The following is a 1,634-nucleotide window of genomic DNA, read 5'->3' as shown; positions in this document are numbered from 1 at the left end:
TAGAATTTGGCTTGCATCAAGTGGTCCAGACTCTGCAATGTGTTGATCTTTATCGTAGGCAACTAATAAAATTTCATCAGAATTTATAAGAATTGGCTTATCCATAATTTCTCCTCCCTGACGCCTCTTGGCAATTGTTTGTGCGTGGTTTATGGATACCAATGTAGCGTATTTAGGAACATGTGTCAATACATATGTACCGATTTTAGAAATTTTTTACATAAATATAAAAAGTCACTTAGAAAATTAAAACTGTAATTACTGAAAAAGGGATATATGTTTAGAATAGCTAGAGATTTAATAATACTAATTACATTGAATTTTAATATTCTAATCGATTATTTTGCAAATATTTGCATAATTCTCTCCTTAACAGAAATATACGATAAGAAGAAAATTATGCTCATATGATTTAACTATTTTAAAATCTCGGTGGTTTTATCCAGTCTATAGGCGCAGCCCAAATTAATGCAATATCTTTTATTTCTGGATACAACCTATTTAAACTCTCTAAATTAAATAAACCAGGCTTACTACCTTGCTTTATTATTTTGACAAAACAACGTCCATCTTGCGTATAGACAATTGCTTTTTTATTAAGAAGTAAACTTGGAGAAATGTTTTCTGAATAAAATAAAATAGATTTATCCTCAATGAAAGGTTCCATTGAGTCGCCTTCAACTTTTACTGCGTATGTATCCTTTGTAATATATGGGGGCATTTCCACTTCTTCAAGCCAACCATCTTCATAGGGGATAATTTCTGAACCTGCTCCTACATAACCCATTAAGGGTATAGTTTTTTTTCGTGGAAGTGGGTATTTTGTGATTTCCTCAATTGCTATACCTTCTTGTGCACTTATTCCTCGTTCACCTGTCAGCATTTTATTGACTGCAGAGCGGTAGATAGGGCGATGCATCTTCTCACTTAGTTGTCTGGCAAGCGATGATTGAGATAATCCAGATTCTTGTAAGGCTTCACTTAGCCAAATTTTCATAATGTTATTCATGGTTTCCATTATATCTTTGTTAGAAAAAAAATCTTTTGTGATTTTCGTTACATTTTCCATTGATTTTGTACCTAAATAAGCTACAATATGACTTATGAAACAATTTTCGGAAATAATAAATTTATTAGGTGGGGTTCGTAGGGTATCTCAGTTGCTTGGGGTTCATAGAACACGCGTGTACGTCTGGCTCCGTCCTGTATCAAAAGGTGGAACTGGTGGGAGAATTCCAACAAAACATATCCCAATTCTTTTGAATGAAGCCAACAGAATTGGAGCACCGATTAAGGCAGAAGACTTTTTCTCGTTTTTTTATAGGACGCAATCATGTGATTCTAAATTATCTTCACAATCTACTGTTATTGCTGCCCCTACAGATAATAATGAACATCAACAGCACCATTCACACTCTTAAACAGGCAAAAATAAAGAGATCAAATTAATAGATTACGCGCCACCATGCGCACGCATAAATACGCAACAGCCTTAAGGGGGGATTATGATCACTAATTTATATTTAAAGAAAGAAGGGGATGCGCATGTCTAATGGTATGCCATGGATAAGATTCCATTTGTATGACTGGATAAGTGGTACAAATGGAATGACATCTGAACAACGGGGGGTTTA

The 1,634-nt window shown here is 34.5% G+C and carries 2 protein-coding genes; one reads left to right on the top strand and one right to left on the bottom strand.

The genetic code is table 11. The features are described 5' to 3' along the window. Nucleotides 1-421: 421 nt before the first annotated feature. The gene (locus tag ACFIKO_RS09185) at nucleotides 422-1,069 is read right to left on the bottom strand and encodes a S24 family peptidase (RefSeq protein WP_375673866.1); all 648 of its coding nucleotides are present in this window, start codon (nucleotides 1,067-1,069) and stop codon (nucleotides 422-424) included. 34 nt (nucleotides 1,070-1,103) lie between these two features. Here ACFIKO_RS09185 and ACFIKO_RS09180 point away from each other — a divergent pair, with 34 nt between their 5' ends. Then, the gene (locus ACFIKO_RS09180; RefSeq protein WP_375673864.1) at nucleotides 1,104-1,421 is read left to right on the top strand and encodes a hypothetical protein; all 318 of its coding nucleotides are present in this window, start codon (nucleotides 1,104-1,106) and stop codon (nucleotides 1,419-1,421) included. Nucleotides 1,422-1,634 lie beyond the last annotated feature (213 nt).

Source organism: Bartonella sp. TS82HLJMH (genome assembly GCF_042193495.1).
Classification (GTDB): Bacteria; Pseudomonadota; Alphaproteobacteria; order Rhizobiales; family Rhizobiaceae; genus Bartonella; species Bartonella grahamii.
Note: the sequence above shows the minus strand (reverse complement) of the source record. Positions and strands in the feature narration are given on the sequence as shown.